The 26,715-nt window shown below is 35.4% G+C and carries 26 protein-coding genes, 2 pseudogenes and 1 riboswitch; of the genes and pseudogenes, 4 read left to right on the plus strand and 24 right to left on the minus strand.

Annotated features, from left to right (window positions below):
• Positions 1–197 precede the first annotated feature (197 nt).
• From ABH966_RS25210 to ABH966_RS25220, 3 genes are all read right to left on the minus strand, one after another.
• On the minus strand, positions 198–2,027 hold the full coding sequence (locus tag ABH966_RS25210; protein WP_370083310.1) for an ABC transporter ATP-binding protein: 1,830 nt from the start codon (positions 2,025–2,027) through the stop codon (positions 198–200).
• Entirely contained in the window at positions 2,020–3,783 is a 1,764-nt protein-coding gene (locus ABH966_RS25215) for an ABC transporter ATP-binding protein (protein ID WP_370083312.1), read from the minus strand. Before ABH966_RS25215 ends, ABH966_RS25210 begins: the two co-directional genes overlap by 8 nt.
• 69 nt (positions 3,784–3,852) lie before the next feature.
• Positions 3,853–4,233 carry a MarR family winged helix-turn-helix transcriptional regulator gene (locus tag ABH966_RS25220; RefSeq protein ID WP_370083314.1) on the minus strand — a complete coding sequence of 127 codons (381 nt, stop codon included), beginning with the start codon at positions 4,231–4,233 and terminating at the stop codon, positions 3,853–3,855.
• Positions 4,234–4,754: 521 nt separating this feature from the next.
• Here ABH966_RS25220 and ABH966_RS25225 point away from each other — a divergent pair.
• Positions 4,755–5,267 carry a peroxiredoxin family protein gene (locus tag ABH966_RS25225; RefSeq protein ID WP_370083316.1) on the plus strand — a complete coding sequence of 171 codons (513 nt, stop codon included), beginning with the start codon at positions 4,755–4,757 and terminating at the stop codon, positions 5,265–5,267.
• A gap of 246 nt (positions 5,268–5,513) precedes the next feature.
• Here the strand turns inward: ABH966_RS25225 and ABH966_RS25230 are convergent, their stop codons facing one another.
• From ABH966_RS25230 to ABH966_RS25275, 10 genes and pseudogenes are all read right to left on the minus strand, one after another.
• On the minus strand, positions 5,514–6,356 hold the full coding sequence (locus ABH966_RS25230) for a nucleotidyltransferase (protein ID WP_370083318.1): 843 nt from the start codon (positions 6,354–6,356) through the stop codon (positions 5,514–5,516).
• Positions 6,357–6,388: 32 nt separating this feature from the next.
• Positions 6,389–7,087 (minus strand): precorrin-3B methylase, encoded by a 699-nt coding sequence (locus tag ABH966_RS25235; RefSeq protein ID WP_370083320.1) that lies wholly within the window; start codon positions 7,085–7,087, stop codon positions 6,389–6,391.
• 50 nt (positions 7,088–7,137) lie between these two features.
• Entirely contained in the window at positions 7,138–8,136 is a 999-nt protein-coding gene (locus tag ABH966_RS25240) for an ABC transporter substrate-binding protein (RefSeq protein WP_370083322.1), read from the minus strand.
• A 59-nt stretch (positions 8,137–8,195) separates the two neighbouring features.
• Positions 8,196–8,969, minus strand: coding sequence for an ABC transporter ATP-binding protein (locus ABH966_RS25245; RefSeq protein WP_370083324.1), 774 nt, complete (start codon positions 8,967–8,969; stop codon positions 8,196–8,198).
• A complete protein-coding gene (locus ABH966_RS25250; protein ID WP_370083326.1) occupies positions 8,970–10,028 on the minus strand; it encodes a FecCD family ABC transporter permease in 1,059 nt (352 codons plus the stop codon).
• A 120-nt stretch (positions 10,029–10,148) separates the two neighbouring features.
• Positions 10,149–10,333, minus strand: a riboswitch (cobalamin riboswitch).
• A gap of 415 nt (positions 10,334–10,748) precedes the next feature.
• Positions 10,749–11,129: pseudogene (locus tag ABH966_RS25255) on the minus strand (topoisomerase C-terminal repeat-containing protein); the annotation flags it as partial.
• 17 nt (positions 11,130–11,146) lie between these two features.
• Complete coding sequence (locus tag ABH966_RS25260; RefSeq protein WP_370083328.1) at positions 11,147–13,276, minus strand: type IA DNA topoisomerase; 2,130 nt, start codon at positions 13,274–13,276, stop codon at positions 11,147–11,149.
• Between the two features lie 633 nt (positions 13,277–13,909).
• Positions 13,910–14,029 (minus strand): annotated as a pseudogene (locus ABH966_RS25265) (IS3 family transposase); the annotation flags it as partial.
• A gap of 64 nt (positions 14,030–14,093) precedes the next feature.
• The gene (locus tag ABH966_RS25270) at positions 14,094–14,654 is read right to left on the minus strand and encodes an NUDIX hydrolase (protein WP_370083330.1); all 561 of its coding nucleotides are present in this window, start codon (positions 14,652–14,654) and stop codon (positions 14,094–14,096) included.
• Positions 14,655–14,938: 284 nt separating this feature from the next.
• The gene (locus ABH966_RS25275) at positions 14,939–15,553 is read right to left on the minus strand and encodes an undecaprenyl-diphosphatase (RefSeq protein ID WP_370083332.1); all 615 of its coding nucleotides are present in this window, start codon (positions 15,551–15,553) and stop codon (positions 14,939–14,941) included.
• 272 nt (positions 15,554–15,825) lie between these two features.
• Here ABH966_RS25275 and ABH966_RS25280 point away from each other — a divergent pair, with 272 nt between their 5' ends.
• The gene (locus ABH966_RS25280; RefSeq protein WP_370083334.1) at positions 15,826–16,224 is read left to right on the plus strand and encodes a glucosamine 6-phosphate synthetase; all 399 of its coding nucleotides are present in this window, start codon (positions 15,826–15,828) and stop codon (positions 16,222–16,224) included.
• Between the two features lie 131 nt (positions 16,225–16,355).
• Here ABH966_RS25280 and ABH966_RS25285 read toward each other — a convergent pair whose 3' ends face one another.
• From ABH966_RS25285 to ABH966_RS25295, 3 genes are all read right to left on the minus strand, one after another.
• Positions 16,356–17,132 carry a class I SAM-dependent methyltransferase gene (locus tag ABH966_RS25285; RefSeq protein ID WP_370083336.1) on the minus strand — a complete coding sequence of 259 codons (777 nt, stop codon included), beginning with the start codon at positions 17,130–17,132 and terminating at the stop codon, positions 16,356–16,358.
• A 265-nt stretch (positions 17,133–17,397) separates the two neighbouring features.
• A complete protein-coding gene (locus ABH966_RS25290) occupies positions 17,398–18,021 on the minus strand; it encodes a DJ-1/PfpI family protein (RefSeq protein WP_370083338.1) in 624 nt (207 codons plus the stop codon).
• A 184-nt stretch (positions 18,022–18,205) separates the two neighbouring features.
• On the minus strand, positions 18,206–18,826 hold the full coding sequence (locus ABH966_RS25295) for a TetR/AcrR family transcriptional regulator (RefSeq protein ID WP_370083340.1): 621 nt from the start codon (positions 18,824–18,826) through the stop codon (positions 18,206–18,208).
• Between the two features lie 154 nt (positions 18,827–18,980).
• Between ABH966_RS25295 and ABH966_RS25300 the strand changes: the two genes are divergently transcribed.
• Complete coding sequence (locus tag ABH966_RS25300) at positions 18,981–20,153, plus strand: YhgE/Pip domain-containing protein (protein ID WP_370083342.1); 1,173 nt, start codon at positions 18,981–18,983, stop codon at positions 20,151–20,153.
• 62 nt (positions 20,154–20,215) lie between these two features.
• Here the strand turns inward: ABH966_RS25300 and ABH966_RS25305 are convergent, their stop codons facing one another.
• The 3 genes from ABH966_RS25305 to ABH966_RS25315 form a co-directional block, all read right to left on the minus strand.
• Positions 20,216–20,431, minus strand: a complete 216-nt coding sequence (locus ABH966_RS25305; protein WP_370083344.1) for a hypothetical protein — start codon at positions 20,429–20,431, stop codon at positions 20,216–20,218.
• Between the two features lie 170 nt (positions 20,432–20,601).
• A complete protein-coding gene (locus ABH966_RS25310) occupies positions 20,602–21,132 on the minus strand; it encodes a GNAT family N-acetyltransferase (protein ID WP_370083346.1) in 531 nt (176 codons plus the stop codon).
• A 106-nt stretch (positions 21,133–21,238) separates the two neighbouring features.
• Positions 21,239–22,102 carry a GNAT family N-acetyltransferase gene (locus ABH966_RS25315; RefSeq protein WP_370083348.1) on the minus strand — a complete coding sequence of 288 codons (864 nt, stop codon included), beginning with the start codon at positions 22,100–22,102 and terminating at the stop codon, positions 21,239–21,241.
• Positions 22,103–22,656: 554 nt separating this feature from the next.
• On the opposite strand from ABH966_RS25315, the gene ABH966_RS25320 reads away from it, so the two are divergent.
• Entirely contained in the window at positions 22,657–23,829 is a 1,173-nt protein-coding gene (locus ABH966_RS25320; protein WP_370083350.1) for a multidrug effflux MFS transporter, read from the plus strand.
• 80 nt (positions 23,830–23,909) lie between these two features.
• Here ABH966_RS25320 and ABH966_RS25325 read toward each other — a convergent pair whose 3' ends face one another.
• From ABH966_RS25325 to ABH966_RS25345, 5 genes are all read right to left on the minus strand, one after another.
• Positions 23,910–24,416, minus strand: a complete 507-nt coding sequence (locus ABH966_RS25325; RefSeq protein WP_370083351.1) for a hypothetical protein — start codon at positions 24,414–24,416, stop codon at positions 23,910–23,912.
• Between the two features lie 206 nt (positions 24,417–24,622).
• The gene (locus tag ABH966_RS25330) at positions 24,623–24,850 is read right to left on the minus strand and encodes a DUF6440 family protein (protein WP_370083353.1); all 228 of its coding nucleotides are present in this window, start codon (positions 24,848–24,850) and stop codon (positions 24,623–24,625) included.
• A gap of 208 nt (positions 24,851–25,058) precedes the next feature.
• Positions 25,059–25,541 carry a CcdC family protein gene (locus ABH966_RS25335; protein WP_370083355.1) on the minus strand — a complete coding sequence of 161 codons (483 nt, stop codon included), beginning with the start codon at positions 25,539–25,541 and terminating at the stop codon, positions 25,059–25,061.
• A 189-nt stretch (positions 25,542–25,730) separates the two neighbouring features.
• Entirely contained in the window at positions 25,731–26,000 is a 270-nt protein-coding gene (locus tag ABH966_RS25340) for a CPCC family cysteine-rich protein (protein WP_370083356.1), read from the minus strand.
• 171 nt (positions 26,001–26,171) lie between these two features.
• A complete protein-coding gene (locus tag ABH966_RS25345; RefSeq protein WP_370083357.1) occupies positions 26,172–26,615 on the minus strand; it encodes a GNAT family N-acetyltransferase in 444 nt (147 codons plus the stop codon).
• Positions 26,616–26,715 lie beyond the last annotated feature (100 nt).

Genomic DNA, 26,715 nt, shown 5'->3' on the forward strand with positions numbered 1-26,715 from the left:
GAGTCACAGTGCCAAATGAAAAAAGCGAGGTATTCAACGATTTAATCGTTGAATACCTCGCAATGTGAGAAGATATGGACTTTTTCAGTGCCCTCAAGGAACGAGGTGATTTTTTCAATCTTATTTGTAACAATCCTTCTTACTTACGAAGCGACACACTGCCCTAGTAGCCAAAAGCGAATAGATGTCATTCAATATTATGAAGCATCTTCAAACTGACTATTATATAGATCCGCATAGAATCCTTTTTCTGCAAGCAGTTCTTCATGATTACCACTTTCAATAATATCTCCGTCTTTCATAACTAAAATCAAATCGGCGTTTTTAATTGTTGAAAGTCTATGCGCAATGACAAATGATGTTCTGCCCACCATCAATTTATCCATTGCTTTTTGAATAAGTGCTTCAGTACGCGTATCAACGGAACTAGTAGCTTCATCCAAGATAAGCAATGGTGCTTTTTTAACCATTGCCCTTGAAATCGTAATAAGCTGTTTCTGTCCTACAGATAAACTTGTATTATCATTTAAAACTGTATCATAACCTTTTGGCAACGTTCGAATAAAGTGGTGCAAACCTACCGCCTTACAAGCTGCAACTACTTCTTCATCGGTTACATGTTCTTTGTTATAAATGATATTTTCCTTAATGGTACCTTCGAATAACCAAGTATCTTGCAGCACCATGCAAAATAAGTCGTGAACATTTTTACGAGTAATAGACTTAGTCGATACGTCCTCAATCATGATTTCCCCACTGTCTACTTCATAGAAACGCATAAGAAGATTAACAAGCGTTGTTTTACCAGCCCCAGTAGGTCCGACGATGGCCACCTTTTGACCGGCTTCTATATGAGCAGAAAAATCTTTAATAATAAGTTGTTCTTTCGTATATCCGAACTTAACGTTTTTAAATTCTACATTACCTTTTACATCTTTAGCATCTAAAGTGACTTTCTTTTCACTTTCATCTTTAAGCTCCTCTTCTTGTAAGAACTCAAATACACGTTCGCTTGCTGCGGCAGTTGACTGCAGGCTTGTAGCGGCCTGTGCTAATTGAGACAACGGCTGCGTAAATAAGCGGATATACACCATAAATGAAACAATAACACCAAATGTAATAGAACCTTTCACTACTAATGCAGCTCCTACTACACACACAACAACATAACCTAAATTTCCAATAAAGATCATGAGTGGCATCATCATCCCTGACATAAACTGTGCTCGCCAAGCGCTATTAAAAAGACTTTCATTGATTTCGTTAAATTCTTGCGTGGCCGCTTTTTCACCGTTATAAACCTTCATGACATTATGCCCTGAATAGATTTCTTCAATATGGCCATTTATTCTACCAAGGTCCTGCTGCTGGCGTACGAAGTACTTTCGGGATTTGGATATAATAAATGTCATGAATATAAATCCAACGAAAGTCGCAGCAATAGCAGAAAGAGCCATCGTAACATTAATATAGAACATCATAATTAAAGATCCAAAGAACATTACTCCCGCTGTCACTAACGAACCAATACTTTGGTTTAGAGACTGTCCAATCATATCCACATCATTCGTGACACGACTTAACACATCTCCGTAGGTTGTAGAGTCAAAGTATTTCAATGGTAATCTATCAATTTTGTTCGAAATATCTGAACGTAACCTTTTGGAAACTCGCTGCGTAATAGTAGCCATAATAAACGCCTGAATATAATTGAATACAAAGCTCAATCCATACAAAATAGCAAGTAACAGACCGATTTTTCCTATTGCCGTAATATCAATCTCACCGGTCATGCCATCCATTATCAAATCGGTGATCTCACTCAGCTTATTTGGTCCAATGATCGTGAAAATTGTTCCTGCAACTGCCAATACAATGGCAAAGATGATGGCTGGTAAATAAGGTTTACAATAGGCAATCAACTTTCCCATAGGCTTTTTAAAATTCTTTGGCTTTTCTCCAGGAGCCATCATAGGACCTGGACCACCTGGACCTCTTCGGGGCTTATTTGTTTGTGTATTACTCATTTTCCAACTCCTCCTTCGATAGCTGCGAATAGGCGATTTCCTGATAAGTGTTACAAGTTTTCAATAATTCACTATGTGTCCCCATACCAACGATTTTACCTTCATCAAGAACAATGATTTTATCAGCATCTTTAATCGTTCCAATTCGCTGTGCCACAATCAAAGAAGTTGCACCTTTCGTTTCTTTTTTCAAGGTAGAACGAAGTTGACGGTCTGTTTTATAATCTAGGGCAGAGAACGAATCATCAAAAATAAAGATTTCTGGGTTTCTATTCACTGCTCTTGCAATAGAAAGACGTTGTTTCTGTCCTCCTGAAAGATTTGTTCCGCCTTGCGCAATAGCCGCTTCATATTCACCGTCCATTTTCTCCACAAATTCTTGCCCTTGAGCAATTTCCACCGCTTTTTTGATTTCCTCATCTGTTGATGAAGTCTGACCGTTATCACCATAGGCAACATTAGATTTTACCGTACCTGAAAATAATACGGCTTTTTGAGAAACGTAGCCAAGCTTATTATAAAGAGCTTCATGTGCATATTCTTTCACATTAATGCCGTCGACTAATACCTCTCCGTCAGTAGCATCGTAAAATCTTGGGATTAAATTAATTAGCGTACTCTTACCACTACCCGTAGAACCGATAAAAGCAACAGTTTCGCCTTTATGTGCTGTAAAGCTAATATCCTTTAAAACATAGTCTTCTGCATCAGGATATTTAAAACTAACATTACGCAGTTCGATTTCACCTTCGATTCCCTTAGGCGACGATTGCGTTGCGCCATCAATAATTGTCTGAGGTGTATTTAGTACTTCATTAATACGTGCTGCAGATACTGCTGCTCTCGGTAGCAAAATGAATGTCATTGATAATAGCATAAATGCCATAACTACCTGCATTGCATAAGATGAAAATACGACCATATCACTAAACTTACCAATTCTATCCATACCCGCTGCATTATTAATTAAATGCGCTCCAATCCAATAGATTGAAAGGGTTAAACCCGACATAATCAGACCCATCCCCGGCTGCATAAGGGCCATAAGGCGGTTCACAAAAAGATTTGTATCCGTTAAATTGTTATTTACTTTTTCAAACTTTTCTTCCTGATACCCTTGTGCGTTATAAGCATGAACAACACGAATACCGGTTAAACCTTCTCTTGTTACTCGGTTAAGATTATCTGTCAGTTTTTGAACGACTTTAAATTTCGGTAGCACAAAGATGATTAGGTTACCTATCAAAATAAGTAAAACAATGACAGCTACTCCTGTTGCCGCTGACCACTCCCAACTTTTCCCCATGATCTTCAAAATAGCCCATGTTGCAAGGATAGGAGCCTTAATCATAACTTGAAGACCCATTGCAACAGTTTGCTGTATTTGCGTTATATCATTAGTAGAACGAGTAATTAGACTTGCGATTGAAAAACCATTAATCTCCTCCATAGAGAAAGATAAAGTTTTGTTAAATACCCCTTTTCGCAATTCCTTCGAAAGAGACGTTGCTACCTTTGCCGCAAAATAGCCCACGATGATTGCCAATATCATACTGCCAAGGGCACATAAAAGCATCTTCCCTCCAGCTGTCCATATCTCGCTCGTTTTACTACCCTCTGTTTGTACAAGGGTCGTAATTTTAGCCATATAATCCGGCAACTTCAAATCCAGCCAAACTTGCCCTACTATGAACACTATGCTGGCTACAATTAGCGTCCATTCTTTTGGTTTTAAGTATTTAAATATTTTTAACATGTATGCAGTCCCCTCATTTAGTTAGCATGCTAACTATATAGTGATAAAAATTCAAAAATAGCATCTTCTTCAAGATTCAATATTCTCTTTCATAGCATCCATCACTTCAAAAAAAACTTCAAGTTTCTCTTCCGGGATACCTGTTAGTAATTGTTGTTCAAGCATTACTCTACGTGTCATGATACTATCATGTATTTTCAACGCATCTTCTGTTAAGACAATTTTTTTGAGTCTTGAATCATAAGGAACAGTTTGCCTAGTAATCAATCCATTACTTTCCATAGATTTCAGTATTCTAGACGCTGTTGATTTGCGAATAGAAAATTCTCGTTCAAAATCTTTTTGAAACACATCTGTATCTTGATTTTTGTAAAGATAACCAATCGTCCAACCATGCATGGCAGTAAGGTTATCTCTTTCCGTTTGCATAGTACATATAGTTTGATCCAATTGTCTTCTCATTAAGAGTGACAATGTACGCAACTCTAACCCAACTGATCTCCTTTTGCTCAATTTTCTACCTCCGAACTGTTAGCCTGCTAACTTTAGTATATAAAACAAGTTATAGTGTCCCCCATATGTAGCATGGCGTACTTAACAATTTATTCGTAAGACGCTTATGCCATTAGGTGAAAGATGGATCATGTTCAGATTTATCTCCGTATTCAGTTTGCCATATTGACTGCAAAAAATTCAACAAAAAAGCAAAACCACTTTTTAGTTATGAAAATAAGTGGTGTTGCTTTGAAATAAAGTATGCTAAGAAATGACAAATAATAATGTTCATTTCACTTTTCTAAGCCTGAATACGAAAAAAATTACAGCTCGGAATTTGTTGGAAGAAACGGTTTTTGTGCAGTTTAGTTAGGCCTTAAATTTTACATATCTAATTTAGAAAAGGAAAGAATATAAAGGAGTTCCAAATCCGTACTAGAGCTCAATAAGAATTTACAATTTTCAGGAGGATAAGTATGTCTACATTTAATTTGGGTGACAAAGTACCCAATTTTACTCTTCCAGCAGTCAACGGCGAAGAATTCTCTTTTGTATCTCATCAAAACCAGCATAAAAGTTGGCATCTCATTATCTTTTTCAGAGGATCATGGTGCCCTGTTTGTCTTCATGACTTAAAAGAGCTTGAAGAAAACAAAAGTTATTTTGAAGACAAGAATGTACATCTAATTACAATCTCAACGGATCAATTGGAAAATTTAAAGAAAATGGTTGATGAGCACAATCTTACCTTTACCGTCTTAGCAGATGAAGAGTTAAAAACATTAAAAGCATATGATGTGTTTTATCACGGAGAAGAAGCACCCTATGAGGATCATGGTACGCATGGAGAGCCAGCTTATTTCCTAGTTGATGAAAATGGACAACTACTTTATCAACAAAAACAAACAAGTCCATTTAGACGCCCATCATCTACTGAACTTCGCAAGATTGTCCAGTATATTGGAAAGAATTTAAAGACAAATCAATAAATAATAATATATGATTGGGCGCAATTGTAGAGCAACATAAATAGAAAATGATCAAACTTTATTTGCAGTATACGATTGACCTAAAATCTAAAAATGCTTCAAAATAAAAGGTAATCCCATATTAGACATGACTAAGATAGGATTACCTTTTTCTGTATGTGGAATCAATTCCGTCTGTTATAACGTAATAATATAGGCTAAAACAAAGCTAATTCCAAATTCGAATTTCGCAAGTTATTAATTAGATTATATTTTCATGTTTAATTCTCTATTAGGGTTATAGGATTTTAGCCATTTTTCAGCTTCACTAACCATCCACGTTCCAAATTCATTTAAAAACGATAACAATAAGTTTGTATCTATTATGGGTGTTATGGCATATTCAAGTGCTTTTTTCATGTCCCTTTCCTTTTCAGGGAAATATTCCGAAAACAATTTATAAGCAGGATATAAATCCCTTGTATATGTGTTTGCTTTAGTTATGACAAGTCCAAGTCCTGCTCTTACAATAATTTTCATAATCCACTTGCAACAATCTTTAATATCCTCTATATCAGAATTATCTTGAAGATCATCACAGGCATTTTTAATTTGACCTTGCAAATGAATAAGGTGGTCATTTGCTAAAGCTTCGTCAGCTTTATATCTTGGTAATTGAGGTATCAAATCTTCTCCAAACACACATATTCCATGGGTTTTAAGTATGAAACTAATTATTGAAAAAGATGACGAATTTAAAATATCTTCTATGCCGTAAAAACTTAGTTCAATACCATCTACACAAGTATGTTTTTGATTTAATTCTTGTTCCACTTCTTTTATCCGCTTTAACTGCAGTTTATTAGGGTTTTGTTTTGTAACCGCTATTGTGTCTAAGTCAGCTACGCCTTCAATACCTATCCCTTTTGGAATAGATCCTCTTATGTATACACTATGTAAGTCATCTTGAAGATGAGTGGAATACGTATTAACCACATCGTATATCACAGGAAGAAAAATTGGGTTGATTTTATTCCAGTCTGAATGGTTAATAATGTAACCATCTCTATCAGTAACACATAAGCTTCCAATTTCTCTAATAGTAGTCATCACATATCTCCTTCTACAATTTTAGTTGTAAATCAATCTACAATCACTCTACCTGGGTAATTTTTTATCGTTTGCCAGTAGTCTGCTGCTTTTGTTCTCTTGTAAAACTTATAAAATGGTTCTTTTTGGCGAGCAAGTTCTTTATAGACCCTAATTATTTCCTGTAAAAGATTTTCGATATGCTGTACAGACACTTTCTTCACAAAAAGCTCCCCTGCCTGTGCGTTTTTACCCATCGGAACAGCCCCTAAATACACATCAAAGCTATCTTTCTGATATACAAGCCCAATATCATCATATACGGCATTATAGCAAGCTGATGCACAGCCATTCATATTAATGCGAATCCTGCTTGGTACTTCCAAGCCTTCAAGCTGCTGATACAGCTCCTCTGTAATCTGTGCTGCCTCCATTTTATCGCCATCACAAAAATCACAAGCCTTCATAGTTACAATCTGTCCTTGCTTTGCAATATATAAGCCCGCCTTTTCCAACTTCCTTTTGGCAGTCGTTAATTCTATTGTCGGTACAGATAGTAGTATACTGTAGGATGCAGAATATTTAATAGCGCCACTCACTCCGACTACCTCTGCGATTGTTTGAAATTGTGCTGGTGTATAATGTTTGTTGATAATGCCAGGACTCACAGCAAGACGCGTAAATTCACCTTCTATGTTTAACTTAGCAAATGTTTTTTCAGGAATATTATGGCTAAAAGCATTTATAGTCATTTTTACCCTCCTCCTATAAAAAAAGCTAGCACATGGCTAGCTCCTCTTCTTTATTGAAAGCTTTCTGGATAAAATCCTTGTGCCAAAATTTGTATTGCTTCAGCCGCACGAACACCTTCAGACGCTGCTGATAGTGGTAAAATAACGAAACGTTTGTTTAATACCGCTTCCGTTTCTTTTAGTGCCGGATCATTTTTTAGGAAATTAATTTTTTCTTCAGCAGTAGTTGAACCATAGTCAATTACAACGATAACTTCCGGGTTGCGCTCAACTACATCTTCTTTTGAAACGGTTGTCCAGCCAGACTCAACATCCCCAAAAATATTTTTTCCACCTGCTACTGTCACAAGTTCATTCATGAAGTTTTGGGCAGCAGTGAAAACTTCTTTCTCACCACTATCAAATACAAGAATACGTAAATTCCCCTCCTCTTGCGGAAGCTTCGTACGAATATCCTCTACATCTTTTGTCATTTGCTCAATTAACTTTTCTCCACGCTCTTCCACATGGAATATCTTGGCGATGTTACGAATATCGCCGAAAATATCCTCTAACTTAGGATTTTTAATGCTTGAAGATGTATGTAAATAAGTGTGGATGCCAAGTGCTTCTAGTTCTTCTGGTGTTCCAACACCCTTCTCACTAAACCCGCTTTTCCAGCCTGCATATAAAAAATCTGCTCCTGCATCAATCACTTGTTCCTTTGTTGGGTATTGCTCAGCTAGTACCGGAACTTTATCATAAGCTGCCTGTAACGGTGGATAAATTGCATCATCTAAATATGCTGTTCCGACCATTGAATCCTCTAAGCCTAACGCTAGCATAATCTCTGTCACATGCTGATTTAAGCTAATTGCTTTTTTAGGTGCTTGCGAATAGACTTGTGTCGTATCGTTATTGTCAATCGTTACTTCCGTTGCTCCTGCTTTTGCTGGTTCTACTTGTTCACTTTGCGATGCTGAATCCTGTTTTTCCTCGTTACCACAAGCCGCTAAAATACTTAGCATTGCGATTGCAAGAACAAGCCATACGCTTTTTAATGTCTTCATGTCTACTTCTCCTTTTTTCTAAAAAATATATTGAAAGAAATCTAAGTCTCTTAAACTAACTATAAAAATTGCTCAGATATATAATAAATATGCGGCTTTTTCGTGACAGGATGTACATTAACTTCTGCATGTACACCAAACACCTTTTGTAGCAATGAGGGTGTTAATACATCAAACGGAGTTCCATACGCCGCAATTTCTCCGTCCTTTAAAACATAAATTTTATCGCAATAAGTTGCTGCAATATTTAAATCATGCAAGGCTACAATGACCGTAATCGGCAAGCTCTGTATTAAATCCATAAGCTGGAGTTGATGCTGAATATCTAAATGATTCGTTGGCTCATCTAATGCCATAACCTTAGCCTGTTGCGCCAAAGCCCTTGCAACAACGACTCGTTTTTTCTCACCACCAGATAATGAACTAAAAGTACGTTCACTTAAATGCAGTACGCCTGCTTGCTGCATCGATTCCTCGACAATAGCTAGATCTTCTTTTGTATCCACTTCCATAAGCCTTTTATGCGGTGTACGTCCCATTGCAACAAGATCCTTAACAGTAAACTCAAAAAGCACTGGTGTTTCCTGCCCTACGACGGCTAGTTGCTTTGCTATCTCCTTTGAAGATTGCTTGTAAATATTTTCATTAAATAAAAATACTTCTCCCTCTTGAGGTTGTAGCATACGATACATATTTTTTAATAGGGTCGATTTCCCACTGCCATTAGGTCCAATTATGCCCACAAACTCGCGTTCTTGAATATGTACAGAAACATTGTTTAATATTTTCACCTGCTGCACGGCAAAAGTAAGGTTCTTTGCTACGTATACCATCTAATTTTCCTCCCCGAAAGAATACATTTGCTTACGCAACATCCATATAAAAAATGGGCATCCGCATAAAGCAGTAATAATTCCAATCGGCATTTCCTCAGGTGCAATCACAATACGCGCAGCTGCATCAGCCCATATTAAAAATATCGCACCAATTAATGCACTGACTGGCAGTACAAACTTATAATTTGAGCCGACAATCATGCGTACGATATGTGGAATAATCAGTCCTATAAAGCCAATTGCACCACTTACAGCAACAAGGACACCTGTTAATAGGGAAATTAATAGAATTAGTAGCAATCGAAATTTCTCTAAATTAATCCCCAGCGTAACAGCAGATTCTTCGCCTAGTAAAAGTAAATTCAAATGACGTGCATGAAGACGTAAAATTACGTAGACGACCGTTAAAACAACGAACGGAATCATTAAATTTACCCATTTCGCTCCAGCCAGACTTCCCATCATCCAATACATCACTGCCTTTATACCGCCCTCTTCTTTCGCCATCATCAGCATAAAATTCGTCATTGCTGACAAAACTAGTGACACGGCAATTCCGGCTAATAATAATCGAATAACTGAAATTCGCCCCTCAACTCGTGCTAAGAAAAACACGATTAGTACTGCAATCGTCGCACCTATAAAAGCCGCAAGTGATAGCGCATACATACCTAAAAATGAAAAAGCGCCCAGTAAAATAACAGACGTCGCCCCGACAGATGCACCGGAAGATACACCTAAAATATAGGGGTCTGCGATTGAGTTGCGAACTAAAGCTTGAATAGCAGCTCCCGAAATTGCAAGACCCGCTCCGACTATTATGGCAAGTACTACGCGGGGAGTACGAATTTGCCAGATGATGATTTCCTGCGAACGACTCCAATCTTCTGTAATGCCAAGTGGATTGAACGGGATATGCGATAAAATAATGCGCCATACAATACTAGGTGTTATAGACACAGAGCCTACCATTATCGCTAACGTCAAGGATATTAGAACGACACCAGTCAACACTAATAAGAGTAGGTTGATTTTTCTAGTTGTTGGATTCTTCAAAACGCTCTCCTCTCTTAAAGCAAAGGGCATAAAAAAATCCCCTTGTCTACAAGAGGATGTCATAGTTAAATAAAGGGCGTCTCTTCCCAGTCACTACAACCATCCTCGTGGTTCTATGTAAGTTTGTTGCTTTTATTGGCAGGTCTCCTGGCTTAGGTTCATCATCTATACGCCTTCCCATAGCTCGCTACAGTGACATATTGTATAGACTCTCCATTACAGTTGCGGGACAGCATCGGATTTGCACCGATTTCCCTTTTAAGCAAACGAACAATGTCATTCGCACCAACAAAAATTATTAAGTTATAAGAGGAACAATATCAGAATATTTTCCAGATAGCAATTACATTATATATTACATTAAAGTAAAAATAGTAATAAACGAGAGATTAATAGCCAGAAAATAGAACTGTTAAACATTAATTACTATTGGAAAAATAAAATAAATTTAGACAATAATTTATCTTACCTTACTATACAAATTCCTCATAGTACGCTATTAGTCTCGATATTCAATATCAGTGAGGGCAACACTCTACATGATCTACTAACAAATCTTTCATTCTATTTTGGTTATCTATTTTTATAAATGGAAATTATAAAAATACAAAGGATTTTCTTTTCTACTTGGAAGTCATTAGGTTGAGATAACCTTCATTTCATAAAATAATTGTTTAGGGTAGTGAGAATTAATTCAACAAGATTCATAAATGCTTAATTTTAATCCTTTTTTTCAAATTCCATCTTCCAACTAAAATATTCGTTGTCAGTATTTTTTTCATATTTTAATTGAGCATCGAATTTAGAACCTTTTTTACTTGTTAAGCCTTTTACCAATACCGTTCCATCGGCTAGCAATTTCTTCACCATTGTTTTGGTAGGCTTCTTCTTCTTCGCGGCTAAAAATTCATCGTTTTTCCAGATGACAAATTTACAGCCCTTTTCCCAGTTACTGCAGCCGAAGCCTTTTTGTCCTTCGATCACGCTATGACCACATAATGGGCATTTCCCTACTACTTCAAATTTCTTCTTCGCTCGTGTTACTTTGCTGAGTGTCACATCTTCACTATTTTTAATCGTCTGAACGGCATTGACGGTGAAAAAAATCTCATCCGCAATTACTTTTCATTAAACTCAAATTCAATTTTTCCTTCTACCAAACGAAGTGACGCATTAAATTGTTTACCATTCTTTGACTTAAACCCTTTAACCACAGCTGTTTTACCAATCTTACATAAATCATTAATGTTCTTTTCAGTTAGTTTTTTTCCTAGTAACCTTTCTGGGAACGTTTGCTTACAACCATTTTTATAATTCGAACAACCGTAAAAACTTTTACGCAAACCTATTTTTCCTACTTTGCATGTCGAACATGGCACAATATCTTTCACAGCAGCTGGTTTAAACTGCTCAGCTTCAATTGAAAGTGACTCTAATTGTTTAGGTACCTCCGCTATTAATTGAGTAATAAACTTGCCTATGCTTTCAATAAAATGTTTTGCAGAGCCTTCTCCACGACCAATTTTATTTAAGTAAATTTCCCATTTTGCAGTCATAGATGGACTTGAAAGTAATGTCCCTTCGATAGCCCGACATAAAAGCTCCCCTTTCGGCAAAACGCTCACTATGTTTTTTCGTACTTCAATAAATCCATGCTTTTTAATGGTCTCTATAATGCCACTTCGAGTTGCTTCTGTACCAATACCTTCAATCGATTTCAGCACCTCGATTTCTTCTTCATCCTCAACTGATTTACCACATGTTTTCATCATCGTAATGAGTTGCCCTTCTGTATAAGGCTTAGGAGGCGTAGTTGTGCCTTCTAGAATAGAAACCTTACTTTGTACCATTTCATCTTGGAAAACAACAGGTAACGATTCCTCACGCTCTTGCATCCCTTTTTCACTTAAAAACAATTCTTTCCAACCTTTTACAAGTTCTGTTTTCCCTACCGTTTTAAACTCTAAATTTTTGACATTCGTTATAATCGTTTTTTCATCGTATTCATAATCTTGGTGAAACATGGCGAGTGTCGTATTGACTATTTCGAAATAAATATTTCTTTCATCAGCATTCATTGATTGTAACGCTTTTTCTGTTGGCACTTTTTTCGTTGGAATAATAGCATAGTGCTCCCCAACGTTGGCACTGTCGACATAGCGTTTGTTATTCCCGCGATTAATCGCATTAAATGGCTTTCCAACGAGCTGCTGATATTTTGCCAATGATTCATTTAAATAGGCAAACTCATTATGTGTAATGAGGTGTGAATCGGTACGTGGGTAAGAAACGAGCTTTTTCTCATAAAGTGATTGCGTAAGTTTCAACACATGCGACGGGCTGTATTTCCAACGTTTATTGGCGTTGGCTTGTAATGTTGATAACGCATGTAGTTTGGGTGGTGCAATACGCTTCGTTTTGTTCGTTACACTCGTAATTAGACCTGTATCCATCGGTTCAACCCCATGTTGTTGCAATAATTGCACAGCCTCTGCACGCTCTTTTGTTTTTAACTTTGCCTTCCCTTTATATACACCATTTTGTGCTTTAAAGATCCCTTCAATTTCATAAAAATTTTCAGGCTTGAAATGTTCAATTTCCTGTTGTCTTTTATAAATTAAATATACGGTTGGCGATTGCACACGTCCGATGGAGATACTACCCTTAAAGCCTTTTTTTTGTAAAAGTAGCGTATATAGGCGACTACAGTTCATGCCTACTAACCAATCGCTAATTTGACGTGTTTTTGCTTCTTGGTACATGAGCAGATCACGCTCATTACTTTGCATATTATTAAAACCTTTTCGAATTTCCTCAACTTCTAATGAATTGATCCATAATCGTTTAACAGGCTTATTTACTTTTGTCATTTTTAAAAGTGAGTAGAAGATATTTGAACCTTCACGTTCACTATCACAGCAGTTATAAATCATTGTTACTTGCGGATCACTAAAGATTTTTTTTACTGCATTAAATTGTGAATACATTTTAGAGACAACTTTATCTTCAAATTTTTGTGGAATGATAGGTAATGATCCAAGCGACCATTTCTCCCATTCCTTTTGATATTCTTTTGGTTCCTTTAATTCAACAAGATGACCAACTGCCCAGGTAATTACTGCACCTTCAGGAAAAGTAGAACAAGGTTCCAATTCAATAAATATTTTCTCTTTTTGTTTAATTTTAAATGCATCAGCATAAGCTCTTGCTTGAGATGGTTTCTCTGCCAAAATGGCGATTTTCCCCATTAATCATCACATCTTCTTTAAAATATTTTAGTAACTTTTTAATATATAAACATAAAACTCAACTAATCAGATTAGTTGAGTTTATTATGAAATACCTTACTACTATTTTACTTTAAACAATTTAAAATATCACTTACTAAAATCTTTAAATGTTGGCGGTATCCCCTTCTAAAGCTACAACTTCCGGAACAGTTCATTGTATCTTCAATAATTGCACATGTTGGCTCAAGAAGAACACTAATAAAAAAATTGCATCTGATCTTTTAAGTTAGTACCAGATACATTTTTTTTGAGTTCGAAAGTTAAGTTATTAAAATAAAAGTGCAATATTTTTTATGTACAATTGCACAAATTAAAAAATCCCTTCACTTAGAAATATCTTCACAATCTTATGTAGTACTTACTACAAATGATGGAATTTCAAGGCTCTTATTTGATAAACTTGAAAATGAGATTTTTACAAATAAATACAATGTTTCGAAATATAGCGAAAAAGAAATTCTTGAAGTACTTTTGAATGGAAATCCAATGAATGCGAAGTTGAATTATGGGTACCAATTAAAAGTTAGATTTTGAGACTTTTAAAAAACTGGTAAAAATATAATCTGACCCAATAAAGTTAGACATATTTAGTTAAGCATCTTCTAAGACCTGAGAGGTAACCACCGGGCTTAGGTCTTTTAATTTTCTCTTCATTCGTTTGTGATTGTAATAGTGAATATAGTCCTTGAGTTCCTGTTCAAAATGTGCCATAAACAATCCCATATAATAGACAGATTAATTTACTTTCTTTTCTGTCTACCATAGGGGAACCATATCAATATTTAATAAGTCTATTTGTTCGCATATAGTCTTTAGCCATGTAGTAAGCACTTATTGAAAACATTTGAGTTAGAATTTTCTTGTTTTTAAACAAGCTTTCAAAACTATCAAAACCAATTAAATTAACTTCAATATTTTCAGTATCATCTAAATCTTGCTCATATGCCTTATATGCATCTAAGATAAGATACGTTATAACTTTATTATTCTGTGTAGCGGGATTCACGAAATATTCTCCTAATAAAATCGGTTTTATTTTAGAAATATATCCAGTTTCCTCTTTAACTTCTCTCAGAATTCCTTCTTGATTAGTCTCCCATTCTTCTATTTTGCCTGAAGGTATCTCTAGAAAAATTCCGTTAGCTGCATATCTGTATTGTTTAACTAAAACAAGCTTTTTATCTTTTGTAATAACTACCGCATTAACCCAATCACTGTATTCATTTACATGGTAATTTTCAATGACTAAGCCATTAGGAAGTTGACATCTATCTTTTCTTAAATTACCAAATTCACTCTTATATAAAAACTCTGATTTTAATGTCTTCCACCTCATACTTAAGCAACCCTCCCTCTACAAACCTAAAAGTACCAATATTCCGACTAATTATACTAAGATTTCAGGTAGGTTTCAAATATCAATAGTTTCATTTAACAGAGCCATAGTAGCGGATCATATTTAATGAAAAAGGAAGAACTGTCCTACAAATTGCAGAATGTATGATAGTGCCAATTCGCATTGAAATTAAAACCTTTATTTATTGATACATATGATTTTATATTTATTCTTTTGTTAACAAAATAAAGAGCCGCATTAAAATGCGACTCTTCATCTTTGCATTATTTATTCCCATGACTCAGATCTTTATGGCCGAACTTCGCTAAAAAAGGGATATGTTTCGTTAGTTTGTTATAGATATTGAACAGAACTTGTACAACCGGCTCCAATATTTTGGAGAACTTGATAATGACAAAGCTTGCCCCAAATGACAGAAGGGCTCCTCCAATCACGTCGGCTGGATAATGTACTCCGACGAAGATACGTGAAATCCCTACTAGGATAGCCCATACTAATACAGGATACTTCCACGAGTCTTTTCGTAATAGCAACGTACATGCTAAAGAGAATACTAATACTGAATGATCACTTACAAATGAAGAATCGTCAGCATGTGGTACTAACTGATGAACATTATACGTTATGAATGGTCGTGGATGATAGTTGACAAAGTGAATGAGTGCGTTTAAACCCAATCCAAGTAAACATGTAAAGACAATGTAAAAAGCAGTATATTGTTTTTCTGTCCTTTTTTCTTTGTTTGCTGTAAACCATAAAAATAACATAAATACGATTACGACATAAGGAACGCTATCAGTGATGAAAATCATCCCTTTATCTAGTAAAGGATAGCGACCAGCTAAATCATTAATCCATTGAAATACTTCATAATTCATTTTTAAATCTCCTTGCTTTTAATTTCTCAGTAAATTAAAGTTTTCAAATATGCGCTGTTTCCAGTTGAATACTTGCTTACCCTTTCATACATGACGTCATCATACGCCTCATAGTTTCCATTCATCAACAAAACACAGATGAAACTGAAAAAATCCATATCTCCCCCAAATCATTATCTACAATATTAAATCCTAAACTAGAAAATATTATAGTAAACTAGCAAAAATCAGTATAAAGATGATAAAATATTTTTATAAAGGGGGCTTCCAATATGGGAAAATTAAGCAAAAGGAATATACTGTGGATTGTGCCAATCGGAATTTTAGGGGTGTTCTGGTATTTTTACGGTCCACAAAAGGACATTACAGATAATGAATATATTACATATGTAAAAAACTATTCATTCGAAAATAGTAGTAAAACAATAGAATCGGGCTTTGCTAACGCTTGTCAAAATCCATACTGGGTTTATTTTGAAACTCAAAAAGGGCAGGACGTTGTAGAATTTAAAGGAGAATGTCCTGTCGATAATAAAGCCGCGAAAGTGAATGTTCAATTTTTAGTTGACCGTGATATGACAAATGTGAGAAACGGTGCAATGCTGGTCGATAATAAAATGCAGGAGGAAGCAGATCGAGATAAATACCTTCTCGCTTTAGTAGGTAAATAAATAGTTAAAAGCTCTCGTTTGAAAAGCGACGAGAGCTTCTTTTTATTGAATCGAGGGATAGAAATGCCTAACTGACGGATTGAACCACTCTACCGACGGATAACTCCCCTCAACACTTTATAAAGAATTGATTATTTCACAGCTTTCCAAATGGTCCATCTGTCCTTTTCAACTATAGAACCTTCAATTGAAATCGACTTATCAATATAATTCACTAATTCATTTAATTCTTCATCGTCTAATTCGTGCAAAATACTTCTGCCTGTTCTTTCCCGTAAATCTTTTAACAATTGCTCTTTCTGTTCATAGACATTTCTTGTTTCCCATAGCTTTACTTCTTTAATCTCGCTAAACCCAATTGCCTTAAGTGTCTCAACTACTAGCTCACTACTATGTCTGCGTTTTATTTCTTGCTCCTTTAATTTTGGAAAACGCTCAAAGAAATAGCCTCTAATATGGTGGTCATCACCTTTTAATAAACAATCTTCAGGTGTCCGGTCTTGGATAATGTAAACCCCTTTATCCTCCAAAATTCTGTATGCCTCTTGAAAACAATCCTTTAAATCTCGGATATGATGAATTAAAGCTCTTTCCAGTACTAACTGGAAGCTGTCATTGTCCAAGCCTGTAGCCAATGCATTTCCTTGCTTGAAAGTAATAGTATGATAGTCTTTACAGTTTTCTTTAGCCCCAACGAGCATAGCCTGTGAAAAATCCACACCTATTACAGAAGGTACGCCCATATTTGCTAATGCTTTCGAGTAAATGCCTCCGCCACAGCCAATATCTGCAGCCTTAGAAGTATTCATGATAGGGACAAGTTCTTTCATTGCTTCCATCCACGAATGGTCAGCTTGTCGAGTTGTATAAGTAGTTTGATTGTCTTTATTGTGAAAATCAATGCCCATCTTCATCACTCTTTTCTGTTTTTTATGCCAATCTTGATGGATATTCTTGCTAACATTATTTTACAACCATTTTGTACATAAGTGAAATCAATGTTAATTATTAATTTCCATAAGTTATTCTTATCACAGAAGTATCCGTTCTGATTTTGAGAGTGTTTACTTTGCTTTTTAAAAAAATAAACTGTATCCAAATTGTTCGTAGTGCAACAATTGAGATACAGTTAAAAAGTGAATCTTGGCCATTTGTTTAGATGACACAGTTATATTAAAGTGCAAATTCAATAGTTTTAGCTGTTCGCTCCGCTACAGATTTCCCCATAATTTGCTCAACAAGATATAAAGCCATATTAATTCCTGATGAGACACCTCCAGAAGTTATGAGGTTACTATCATGAATAACTTTGCTTTCTGATACTACTTGAATCTCAGGGTATTTTTCTTGTAAATTTTTTAATGCTAAATGATGAGTAGTGGCTTTTTTGCCATTTAATAATCCAGTATGTCCTAAAATATACGCACCCGTGCAAACTGAGCATATGTATTCACTATTTTTATGTTTGATAATCCACTCTTGAATTTTATTGTTTTTAATTATAGATTGCACAGCTCTTAAAGGTCCCCCTGGAATGATTAGAATATCTAATTCAGGACTATTGTCAAAACTAAAGTCAGGTACTACTTTTATTCCTGAATGCGTTTTAATTTGCTCCCCAGTTTCCGAAATGGTAAATACTTCAAATGGTTTCGTAGGTAATAATTCTTTTTTATAAAGAGTAAGAGCTTCCTCGACTTTATTCTTAGTTGTCAGTGCTAGTACTTCTGCTGGGCCAGTAAAATCTAAAACATCTACATAATCATAAAGTAAAATGCCAACTCTTTTTGTTTTCATTTTAAGATCCCCCATCGCCATGATAGTTCTTTAAGTACGATTATAACACGATTATCCATTTAACTTATCATACAACTAATTTTGTAACTCAATGGAAAATATCATTCGTTTTTAAATATTGATTAGATTCATCATACTACTAGCCTTCTATACTTCTTCAGCACTTCTTCACAAATTTATCCCCCTACTCACTATCTTTTTCAATAATTGAACGTAATCCACTAGCTTCAAAAGTTCCTTTTAGCATTGTTTCCATTAACATAGTAGCGATTTCCTCTGGTGATTGTTGCGTATCGCGTTGTAGCCAGTACGTAATAACTCCTAAAATGGCATTTGAGTTATACGCTAATATTAATTCGATTGGAAACCTCCATTTGCTTTTATCAATACGATTAACTAGAAAAGTATTGAAATATCTCACAAAAAACTGTCTCATTTTTTCATGAAAAAAAGGGTCACCATTTGGACTTAAAATTAATTTTAAGAAATCAGCTTCTTCATAAAACACATGTAAGATTCGGATCATTACAGGTAATCGTTCATCTAAAAACTGATTGACATCCAACTCTAAATTTGTAGTTTCATCTAAAATGACGTTGAATTTTTCAAAAATTTCGTTCTCGTACTGTTCTAATAAATTGTATTTATCCACGTAGTGTAGATAAAAAGTTCCTCGATTAATATTGGCACGCTCCGTAATATCTCGAACGGTGATAGCTTCAAAGTTCTTTTCAGAAAGCAAAGAGAAAAATGCTTGTTTAATTTCATTTTTCGTTCGTATAATTCGTCGATCTGTTTTTGACATAGAGTCATTCCTCCCTTTTAATGAACACATTTATTTATATGTTGAGTATTGAACACTTTGGCTGCTTTTGATTATAGGAAGTGATTTTTTTAGAGTATATAATCAAACTTAGAAATAATCAACACGATGTACATTATCTGAAAGGAGAATTTTCATGAAAGAAAATAAGTTTTTCGGTATAGCGTTTGTGGCTGTACTCTTATTATCCTTCATTTTTGTAGCAACACAAATCCCTGGTGCCCATTCATCACCTAAAGATCTTCCAATCGGTCTTGTTCTTGAGGATGAAGGTAACATGGGGCAAACTTTTGTCGAGATGATACAAAAAAATTCACAAGCGACAAAGGAATCACCGTTTAAATGGGCAGTATTAAAAAATGAACAAGAAATGAAAGAAAAATTAGCGAATCAAGAATTGTATGGAGCTATTTATATCCCTATAGATTTCTCTGAAAAGTACGCTTCATTCCAATCACCAACCCCTACATCAGCAATGCTAAAAATTTATATAAACCAAGGGAAAAATGCAAACGTTGCAACTATGGTTACACAAGCTTTATCTACAATGGTTGAAAAAATGAATGACAATGTCAGCGCCCAATTATTAGCAATTACTAAAAAAAATAATATTCCGTTAAACGCTAATCAAGCACGCACTTATTCAACGCCTATCCAAAGTGAAATAGTCAATGTGCATGAAACCGGTAAATTAAGCAATGCACCACTTTCATTCTTCCAGCCTATTTGGATGAGTAGTTTAATCAGTGCTATTCTTTTATGGTTTACGGGTAGAAATCGCAAGTTTAATTCTGTATTGGAGCAACTTAAATTCCGAGGATTTCAGGCATTGATTGCCATGATCATTGGTTTATTTGGAGGCTATTTATTAACTTGGTACTCCACTTGGATGCTGGATTATGAGTTTGCAGATTTTCACCATGTTGCTCTATTTTTATCACTGACTTGCGCAACATTTATATTATTAATACTAGCTATCACTACATGGATTCAATTTGCGAGTTTACCAATTTTCGTACTTTTAATGTTCTTTGGTTTACCGCTTCTACAAATTGCACCAGAAATGTTACCTAGTTTTTACGCTGATTGGATTTATCCATGGTTACCATTCCGCTTTATGTTTGAAGGATTAAAGGAGATTCTTTTCTTCAGTGGAAAACTTTGGAGCTCTGCAGCAGTTACATTATGCTGGATGGCTGTTGTAAGTATTTTAGTATTACTTCTATCTGTAGTAAAACGTAGTTCCTATATAGAAGAAGATGTTTCAGCAGAAGGATTAAGTTCTGATATGAAAGAAAGGGAAGTTTAAATTCGAGTGAAGCCATACAAAAAACTCATGCAATTATTTTTTGCATGAGTTTTTTGTTCAATTTATTTTGAATCTACGGACTGGATAATATTTAGTTCAAGAATTCGAATTTCTTTATTTAGCTTAGCAATGGCCCCTTCTATTTGTTCAAAGCGTTCTAAATGATTTTTACTGACATTGTGCGTGGGTAGCGTTTCTTTTAACGCTGCCTTCCCCGCATATAGAATTTCAAGTAAATCCAATTTTTCAAAATAAGCTGTGCTATATTGTATTCCCATTTCACAAAGCCCCTTACTATTACTTTTTCACCACTAATAAAAACCCTAGCCTTTACTAGCACTATAACCGAAAAAAGCAAGCACAAAACCATGTCTTAGTTATCATTTATTATCCAATAAAAGGTATACATTGATGCTAATAAATATATTTCTGTAGGTTAATGTCGAGTTTATCTATTTTTTAAGATGGAATAAACAAATGTATCATGCGCCTGGCCATTTTGATACATATAATCTCGAAGAATTCCTTCATTTTGAAAACCCACTTTAGTTAGTAGCTTATTCGATGCTTCATTTTCTATAAATACAACAGCACCTATACGAGTAAGCCCCATATGTTCAAAGCCATACGACACAATTTCGGTAACCGCTTCTTGAGTATATCCATTTCTCCAATAATCAGGATGAATTTCATAACCGATTTCTGCTCGTCTATGGATAGGCGACCAAGCGTTAAAACCAATTGTGCCGATTATACCCTTTGTTTCCTTTCTTTCTATTCCCCATCTTACCCCTCTTTTGCCAGCAAAGTTCTTTGAAAATAAATTCACTAAATTTTCTGCTTGCTGTATCTCTTTAAACGGCTCAACGCCATAATAGCGAGTGACTTCTTCATTAGAAAAACAATTAAAGACACTTTCCGCATCATCCTGCGTCAGTTCTCTTAAAATAAGTCTTTCTGTCTCTAAATTAGGAAACATTGATTCTCCTCCTTTACTATCACCTATTCTCCACACTTCTAGTAAAATCCTTTAAAAACAAAAAAGCACACCAAATAGAAAGTGTGCTCATTTTGTTTGAGTGATGTTATCCAAAAATTTGCGCTGCTATAGCATATAACGTATTATTTCTTATCGGCATTTTCTCGGCGTGAAGAATCATAACAGGAGGTTTATTTGCCTCTGTAAAGCCACTTTGCTCTATCCATTGTATAAATTCAGCATGACCATATGGTACATCAATTCTTAATTTTCCATTATGATCTTTCGCTAAAATATTTATTATGAGACTGGCTGTTTTAGAATCAGGTGCTATAATCGGACCTAAAATTAGATTGATTGGCCCTAAAATAGACAATCCAAAACCTATAATATTTGCATCATAATCCTTCACAACAATACATTGCTTTGATTGCTTTATCCTATTCCGTAGAAAATTACTTCTTTTATCTCCAAAGGCAGCAGCATCTAAGCTAACAATATCAGCAAAATCACGCTCGTTAAAATTTTCAATCGTATAATCATTAGAAGTTAAGTTATAGGCACCGACATAATTGTCAATCAGATATTTATGTACATAATCTACTGTGGTAAAGCCCATTTTCGCATACATCGGTTCACCATCTTTCGTTGCGACGAGCATAATTTCTGTATGCTCTGAAACACTTTCAATACATTTTTGAGTAGCTAATTTCCCTAAACCAAGCCCTCTGTAATTTTCATGTACAATGACCATACCTATCGAAGCTAAATTTGAATCATATGTGATAATGGCAGCACTTGAAACAATTTTTCCCACAGCATTTTTGTGCCCAAATATTTTACCTGACATCATCACCGTTCTAATTTCAGATTCATCGTAATCCCACCCGACAGAGTCAGAAAGTGCAATTAATCCCGAAATATCATTTGCATCGAATAATACTAACTGTAATTGATTAAATGTAGTCATTCTTCCCTCTCCCCACACAAGAACATTTGTTTCCATTATATATATATACTCTATTGTGCACAAGTGCAATTTAAAACGTAGCAATGTGAATAAGTTGATTGCAGTGGAGGCTGGGCGACTCCTCGGGGATCAGCGATTCAGAGGAACGAAGGCTAAAACCATCACGTCCTGTGATAACGCCTTCGTGACCAACATCGTGTTGGCCCGAGACCCTGCAGCGCAGCGAAGCGGCTCATCGGACGCCCCCAGGAAGCTCTGCTCTGCGCGAAGGCGAAGCGTCAGCAACAACAAAGCGCCCAGCCGGAACGGAAATCAACCCCACGTTCTGATGAAGACCTAACGTATGCAAGTGATAGAAAATATTTCTATATTTCCCTTTAAAAAATTTCAAATATCTCTATAATAGAAGCTAGACTATGCACTCCTACTTTAAGCATATTTAGGTGATTAATAATGACATCTTATGAACGAATACTTATAATGGTCCCGCCGTTTCCCTAGCTACGTCTACTCTTTTCTAAAGAAGTAGATTTTGCTTGTAGGAGGGCAATAAGTTGAAAAAACATGTAGCACCATCTTTATTATTAATGATTGTTCTTGTAGCTTTTCCACAGATTAGCGAGACAATCTATACACCATCTCTACCTGATATTTCAGATGCATTAAATGCTTCAAATCGCTCTGTACAGTTAACCTTAAGTATTTATTTTATAGGGTTTGCTATAGGTGTCTTTTGTTGGGGATGGCTTTCTGATTTTATTGGACGAAGACCGGCCATGCTAGGCGGTTTAATTTTTTATAGTATTGGCAGTTTCATGTGTTTTTACGCAGAAACTATTACTTTTCTATTAGTTAGTAGATTTATACAAGCTTTTGGGGCAGCGACAGGCTCAATAATTACGCAAACCATTTTGCGAGAAAGCGTATCTGGCAGTCAAAGACATGTTATGTTTGCGCAAATTTCTGCGGTGATTGCCTTTACCCCTGCAGTAGGGCCACTAATTGGTGGCTGGGTTGATCAAGGATTTGGCTTTAGAGCTGTTTTCTTTGTACTCGTTGCGATGAGTATTTTGTTGTTCATCTACGCTTATTTTAGACTTCCTGAAACAACAGATAAATCAACGAGAAAAAGAATTGCTATTTTCCCAGTTGTAAAACGTATTATTTCATCTCCACGGGTACTTGCCTTTGGATTGCTGATTGGTGGGATAAATGGTGTGCTATTCAGTTACTATGCCGAAGCTCCCTTTATCTTTATTGACCATTTCAATTTATCACCAGGACTTTATGGATTTCTTGGCATAATTGTGGCGCTTGCCTCTATTATTGGTGCCATGATTTCTAAAAGACTCATCAGCAACTATCAGCCGGAGAAAGTAATTCATCTCGGTTGTTCTGTGATGACTGTCGGCGCTTTATTACTACTAATCGTTAGTTCCTTACCATTGCCTAATATTGTCTTACTAATGGGCATTTTAGTGACCATTTTTATAACGTTATTAGGATCAGGGATTGCTCTACCTAATTGCTTAAGCCTTGCTCTTGTCAACTTTCAGGACGTTATCGGGACAGCTGGCGCAATTTTCAGCTTAGGCTATTACTTACTTGTAAGCTTAATAACATCAGGAATGAGTTTCCTGCACAATGGTTCATTGACGATTATGCCACTATATTTCTTCATCCTATCGATGATACTGTTATTATTCGGAAGAAAGTTTATTGTTTAAAATATTGTAGCGGGAATATATATAATCAATAGCGCTTCCAGTAACGGCCACCCTATATATCTATGAGGGTGGCTGCTTCTTTACTGAAAATAATAATTGACTACTTCTTCAGCAGAATGAAAAATAATATTGCTTTGCGTTTTATAAATAAACTTAGGTGAAGTACAAGCTTTTTCGAGACTTTTTGCGTTCTTTAAAGTATCAGTCATTTGCTCGATTATCTCAGAATAGCCATCAAGATTATTCGAGATTTTCGGCATCATTGTATCGGAAACGTCTAAAACAATGGAAACTTGATCCTCCGCAAAATTATTTAAATTAATAAAAAAGCACTCCTCTAAATCTTTCGAATGCTTGTCTACATTAATAACTGCTTCACTATATTTTGCGATTAATCCAGTAGATGTCACTGTAATTGTAAAGCCTTGTTCGGTTAGTTTTTTATTAATGGCATCTAACAAAGTATTGACTTCAGCATCCATTTTAGGCGTTACCGTTGACTGCATTAAATTGTCACAATTTTGATGAATAGTATCAATTTCTGTCTGCTTATCAACAAGTAATTTAAAGTTTGATATCGAGTACACGCTAAATCTCCCCTTTATTATAAGTTTGACATTAGGGCGTTTTTTTAGTCATCTTTTAGCTATAAATTTTTAAAAGATTGTTGCTGATAAAACATAAAAACAGAGTTAATCTACAAGATGTGTAGAATCCACTCTGTTTTTATGTTTTATATTTCGCATATCGAATATTTAACTAAAGCCCCTATAGTTGAACAGGATAAAGTATGTTATTCATTATTTGGTTTTATTATTGGTTTTCCATCCTTATCCAATAACGGGGTAATTCCTCCCGCATATCCACTCCAACTAAATAAATAATGAACTCCTGTTTCTATATCTACTATTATTCTGTTTCCATTAGCCACACCATTTTCTAAGGATTTCTTCAAATCTCTTCTTTGATCCTTTATTCTTCTCTGAGTCTTTATTAAACATTTTTTCGCCCCCATATTCATTTATATGTTAACGCTATTACTGAATAACCCTTTTTATACTAAGCTCTTATCAGTTGATTATTACAAAAGCAATAAAAGGTAAGCGTTTTCTCGAAAACTACCCATTGTATTAACATATGATACGAAAGCACCTATTAGTTTAAGTACATTTATTCACAAACTTATACTTCTTGTTTCATTTTGGAGGGTGTTAGAGATATACGAAGTTCTAAAAACTGACTGTATTTTTTAGTTTAAGAACCTTTTTATACTTGATATAGCAAGCTATTCTCCAAGGAATTAAATAACAAATAGCAAGTAAGAAAATTAGCACATTGAGTGTAGCTGGTTCGATAGTAGAAATATGTTGTCGAAAATAATAACGTAAAGCAATTATAAGGGCGAAAGTAATTATAAAAGCAGGACTTTTCTTAGCATAAATTAAACCATCATTTCGTATTTCATAATCTGACCATAAAATTAGAGGAATAGAAAAACCCACTCCTAAAAAAATTGCTATAGATAATTGAAGGTATGTGACGTCCCCAGAAGCGTTTAGAAAAAATGAAAATCCTGGTGTTAAAAATAGAAGAGGAAGAATTAATCGCCCTCCTCTGCCTTTGGTTGGTTTGTACATAGAACGGATTCTACGAACTAAAATGAACAATCCAATAATTAGAAACATAGAAGTAGCTGGTATTGCAGTTTGCATAAAAACCTCCCTGAATTATGTTTTAATATATTTATTATTGCATAAATTTCAACAAAGACTATGTTTTTCCTTATACAACTAAACTGCCCCGTTCGCTCAATAAGAAAAGCTACCTTTGAATTCGGTAGCTTGATCTTAAAACTCTTGCACCTCGTCAGTGAAAGAAAGCATAGTATCCCCTAAAAAACTCTAGAGAGATTTAAAATTTTCATCTTTCTCGTATCCTCCAAGGCTTGGTTCTACAACGCTGTCTTTAAACCTTTCCTCACTTGCTCCGTAAATCTTGAAATTCCTTTGCGCTTGCTTCAAAGATACTTCATTGGCTCCACCTTCAAAGTCTGGGTCCTCATTCTGTACGAAATCATCTTCCCAATAGCAAACTTTACATATTTCATAACTGTCTAGTGTTCCTTCTGCAAGAGTCTTATAACCACAACAAGGACAAGTATACTTTCTCATTTGATATTCGCTCCAAACTCATAATCTTACTAATGCTATAATACATTAACAAAAATTAATTTTCTCATCTTTGTTCTACTAGCCTACTGGATTGATTCGTTGTGATTTGAGAATAAATCAGGATATAACAAAAGGCTGTCACAAAGAGCTAATCAGACAGCCTTTCTAAACTTAAAGTTGATGTTTAACCATTGTATAGTAGCTACTTCCAGGCGGATAATCTTTTATTTCACCTACAACCTCATAGCCCCTCGCTTCATAAAACGTACGTGCTTGAAAGTCATATGTAGTTAGCAATGCCTTCGTAGCGCCCATTTGCTTGGCTGTTTCTTCAGCTTTCACCAGTAGTTGTCCACCAATACCTTTTCCACGGTATTCTTCACTAAACCAAAACTTATTGATTTCTACCCATCCCCAATATACCTCAGCAGTGATGCCGCCTATCCATTGCTGTTGATCATCGGTTACGATTAGGTTTAACGGACGAACAGAACCCTTTTGTCTACTCTCTTTATGATACGGTGAATGTTCATCGTTGTACTCTTTAATCTTTGCATTTAAAAACGTAGTAAAGTCATCCTGATTTTCTAATAAAATCTCAACTTGATAATCCATATGAATCCCCCTCGTATATTAGTAGTAAGAGCTCTTTCCGATAGAATTTCCAGTTGATCCGGACAACTGGGGAATCTGTTGGATTTCCTATAGGAGATAG

It is taken from the genome of Lysinibacillus sp. RC46 (genome assembly GCF_041262385.1).
In the GTDB taxonomy this organism is placed as follows: Bacteria; Bacillota; Bacilli; order Bacillales_A; family Planococcaceae; genus Lysinibacillus.

Bases quoted from the DNA above. Each gene is read 5' to 3' on its own strand.
- ABH966_RS25240 (WP_370083322.1), bottom strand. From the start codon at position 8,136: ATGAAGACATTAAAAAGCGTATGGCTTGTTCTTGCAATCGCAATGCTA.
- ABH966_RS25340 (WP_370083356.1), bottom strand. From the start codon at position 26,000: ATGAGAAAGTATACTTGTCCTTGTTGTGGTTATAAGACTCTTGCAGAA.
- ABH966_RS25210 (WP_370083310.1), bottom strand. From the start codon at position 2,027: ATGAGTAATACACAAACAAATAAGCCCCGAAGAGGTCCAGGTGGTCCA.
- ABH966_RS25300 (WP_370083342.1), top strand. From the start codon at position 18,981: ATGAAAGAAAATAAGTTTTTCGGTATAGCGTTTGTGGCTGTACTCTTA.
- ABH966_RS25290 (WP_370083338.1), bottom strand. From the start codon at position 18,021: ATGAAAACAAAAAGAGTTGGCATTTTACTTTATGATTATGTAGATGTT.
- ABH966_RS25310 (WP_370083346.1), bottom strand. From the start codon at position 21,132: ATGTTTCCTAATTTAGAGACAGAAAGACTTATTTTAAGAGAACTGACG.
- ABH966_RS25225 (WP_370083316.1), top strand. From the start codon at position 4,755: ATGTCTACATTTAATTTGGGTGACAAAGTACCCAATTTTACTCTTCCA.
- ABH966_RS25295 (WP_370083340.1), bottom strand. From the start codon at position 18,826: ATGTCAAAAACAGATCGACGAATTATACGAACGAAAAATGAAATTAAA.
- ABH966_RS25305 (WP_370083344.1), bottom strand. From the start codon at position 20,431: ATGGGAATACAATATAGCACAGCTTATTTTGAAAAATTGGATTTACTT.
- ABH966_RS25335 (WP_370083355.1), bottom strand. From the start codon at position 25,541: ATGCAAACTGCAATACCAGCTACTTCTATGTTTCTAATTATTGGATTG.
- ABH966_RS25280 (WP_370083334.1), top strand. From the start codon at position 15,826: ATGGGAAAATTAAGCAAAAGGAATATACTGTGGATTGTGCCAATCGGA.
- ABH966_RS25215 (WP_370083312.1), bottom strand. From the start codon at position 3,783: ATGTTAAAAATATTTAAATACTTAAAACCAAAAGAATGGACGCTAATT.
- ABH966_RS25330 (WP_370083353.1), bottom strand. From the start codon at position 24,850: ATGAATATGGGGGCGAAAAAATGTTTAATAAAGACTCAGAGAAGAATA.
- ABH966_RS25245 (WP_370083324.1), bottom strand. From the start codon at position 8,969: ATGGTATACGTAGCAAAGAACCTTACTTTTGCCGTGCAGCAGGTGAAA.
- ABH966_RS25230 (WP_370083318.1), bottom strand. From the start codon at position 6,356: ATGACTACTATTAGAGAAATTGGAAGCTTATGTGTTACTGATAGAGAT.
- ABH966_RS25315 (WP_370083348.1), bottom strand. From the start codon at position 22,102: ATGACTACATTTAATCAATTACAGTTAGTATTATTCGATGCAAATGAT.
- ABH966_RS25275 (WP_370083332.1), bottom strand. From the start codon at position 15,553: ATGAATTATGAAGTATTTCAATGGATTAATGATTTAGCTGGTCGCTAT.
- ABH966_RS25235 (WP_370083320.1), bottom strand. From the start codon at position 7,087: ATGACTATAAATGCTTTTAGCCATAATATTCCTGAAAAAACATTTGCT.
- ABH966_RS25345 (WP_370083357.1), bottom strand. From the start codon at position 26,615: ATGGATTATCAAGTTGAGATTTTATTAGAAAATCAGGATGACTTTACT.
- ABH966_RS25285 (WP_370083336.1), bottom strand. From the start codon at position 17,132: ATGGGCATTGATTTTCACAATAAAGACAATCAAACTACTTATACAACT.
- ABH966_RS25260 (WP_370083328.1), bottom strand. From the start codon at position 13,276: ATGGGGAAAATCGCCATTTTGGCAGAGAAACCATCTCAAGCAAGAGCT.
- ABH966_RS25270 (WP_370083330.1), bottom strand. From the start codon at position 14,654: ATGAGGTGGAAGACATTAAAATCAGAGTTTTTATATAAGAGTGAATTT.